The following is a 2,533-nucleotide window of genomic DNA, read 5'->3' on the forward strand; positions in this document are numbered from 1 at the left end:
TTGATCCAGATCATCATGTTCGGGATGGGGACCTCCATGAGCATCAAGGATTTCGCTGGGATCATCAAATCCCCAAAAGGGGTATTGGTGGGCGTGACCGCGCAGTTGGCCATCATGCCGATCATCGGTTATGTTCTGGCCAATATCAGTGGTTTTACCCCGGAGATTGCCGCGGGAATCGTTTTGATCGGTTGCTCGCCAAGCGGGGTCGCCTCCAATGTGATGGCCTACCTGGCCAAGGCCAACCTGGCCCTTTCCATTACCATCACCTCCATTGCCACGCTGTTGGCGCCTTTTGTCACCCCCTTGTTGATGAAGCTGTTGGCCGGTCAGTTCGTGGAGATCGATGTGTTGACCATGATGTGGAGCATCACCAAGATGATCATTTTGCCCATCGGTGCCGGATTGCTGTTCAATTATTTGTTGCACGGCAAGACCAAATGGTTGGATGATATCATGCCGATGCTGTCCATGTTGGCCATAGGCCTGATCATCATCGTGATCACCGCAGCGGGCAGGGACAGTCTGCTGGATATCGGCGGCATATTGCTCCTTTTGGTACTGGTGCACAACCTTTTCGGCTACTTTTTGGGCTATTGGTTCGCGCGGGTCGTGGGGATGGACGAGCGGGATGCCCGTACCATTTCCATAGAAGTGGGCATGCAGAACGGGGGGTTGGCCTCGGGGATCGCCAATTCGTTGGGCAAGATTGCCACCATGGGGCTTGCGCCGGCAGTCTTCGGTCCGTTGATGAACATTACCGGGTCCATACTGGCATCCTATTGGCACAAAAGCGCCCCAGAAAAAGTAGTATCCGAAATAAAAAGTTAATCAAAAGAATAGAAGAATTGATTGTTTGAGTTAGTTTAGTTTTTCAAGAAGAGCGTACCGCTTTCCCAAGTACGTTCTTCTTTTTCTCAAACAAAATGATATTTTAAGAACCAACTAACATAACAGCATATGAAAGGGACAAAAAAAGTGATCACGTTCGGGGAAATCATGTTACGATTGGCCCCTCCGGGGTTTTTAAGGTTTTCGCAGGCGAACCGTTTCGATGTGGTCTACGGCGGGGGAGAGTCCAATGTGGCGGTATCCCTGGCCAATTATGGTATCCCCGTGGACTTTGTCACCCGATTGCCCAAGAACGACCTGGGCGAATGCGCCCTGATGGAGATGCGCAAGCGCGGGGTCGGCACCGATAAGATCATTTTCGGCGGTGACCGATTGGGCATCTATTTTTTGGAAACGGGGGCGGTGTCCCGGGGAAGCAAGGTGGTGTACGACCGGGCCCACTCGGCCATGGCGGAGATCCAGAAGGGCATGGTGGACTGGGACAACGTTTTTGAAGGGGCGGGATGGTTCCACTGGACGGGGATCACCCCAGCCATTTCCCAGGGAGCGGCCGATGCCTGTATCGAGGCGGTAAAGGCGGCCAAAAAGCACGGGCTTACCATTTCCACCGACCTGAACTATAGGGCCAAGCTCTGGAAATACGGAGGGGACCGGGAGAAAATCATGACGGAACTGACGTCGTACTGTGACATTATTCTGGGGAACGAGGAAGATGCGGAGAAACATTTCGGGATAAAGCCCGAAGGGCTGGACATCACCACCCAGGGGGAACATGTGAAGGCCGAGGCCTTTCTGTCCGTTTGCCAGCAGATGATGAGAAAGTTCCCCAACGCCAAAAAGGTGATCACCACCCTGAGGGGGTCGCTTTCGGCCTCGCACAACACGTGGGCCGGGGTATTGTATGATGGGAATAATATGTTCACGTCCCCGGAATACCAGATCACGCACATTGTGGACCGTGTAGGGGGAGGGGATTCGTTCATGGGCGGATTGATCTACGGATTGCTCACATGGCCGGATGATGACCGGAAAGCGCTTAACTTTGCGGTGGCCGCCTCGTGCTTGAAGCATACGATTGTGGGCGATGCGAATCTGGTGACCGTTGATGAGGTGGAGAAACTGATGGGAGGCGATGCTTCCGGAAGGGTGGCCAGATAGGGCAAAAGTAAAAAAGGTAAAAGTAAAAGGACAAGGGTAAAAGAAACGATATGGCAAGATATTCAAGGATCGAGGTGGCACGGAAAATGGCGGAAACGGGCATGGTCCCCCTGTTCTACCATCCCGATGTGGAATTGGGAAAACAGGTGTTGAAGGCCTGTTACGATGGCGGTGCAAGGTTGATGGAATTTACGGCGAGAGGGGATTTTGCCCATGAGGTGTTCACCGAACTCAACAAATATGCCTTAAAGGAACTGCCGGGCATGATCATGGGGGTGGGGAGCATCACCGATGCCGCGGCCGCTTCCTTCTACATGCAATTGGGGGCCAACTTTATCGTGACGCCTTCCCTCAGGGAGGACATTGCCGTGACCTGCAACCGGAGAAAGGTCCTGTATAGCCCTGGTTGTGGCAGTCTTACGGAGATCAACCGAGCCGAGGAACTGGGGGTGGAGGTCATCAAACTGTTCCCTGGCTCCACCTATGGTCCCGGGTTCGTGAAGGCCATCAAGGGGCCACAACC

General features: G+C 53.5%; 3 protein-coding genes. All 3 read left to right on the forward strand.

Annotated elements, in window-relative coordinates; all coding sequences use genetic code 11:
• The coding region (locus tag D2U88_RS08730; RefSeq protein WP_147378570.1) for a bile acid:sodium symporter family protein at positions 1-831 on the forward strand (831 nt) is incomplete at its 5' end.
• 129 nt (positions 832-960) lie between these two features.
• The gene (locus tag D2U88_RS08735) at positions 961-2,010 is read left to right on the forward strand and encodes a sugar kinase (RefSeq protein WP_119638423.1); all 1,050 of its coding nucleotides are present in this window, start codon (positions 961-963) and stop codon (positions 2,008-2,010) included.
• A gap of 50 nt (positions 2,011-2,060) precedes the next feature.
• On the forward strand, positions 2,061-2,533 hold a 473-nt coding region (locus D2U88_RS08740; protein WP_119639978.1), incomplete at its 3' end, for a beta/alpha barrel domain-containing protein.

Source organism: Flagellimonas aequoris, assembly GCF_003584165.1.
Lineage (GTDB): Bacteria > Bacteroidota > Bacteroidia > Flavobacteriales > Flavobacteriaceae > Flagellimonas > Flagellimonas aequoris.

Coding starts and splice junctions, on each gene's coding strand:
- D2U88_RS08735 (WP_119638423.1), top strand. CDS start 961: ATGAAAGGGACAAAAAAAGTGATCACGTTCGGGGAAATCATGTTACGA.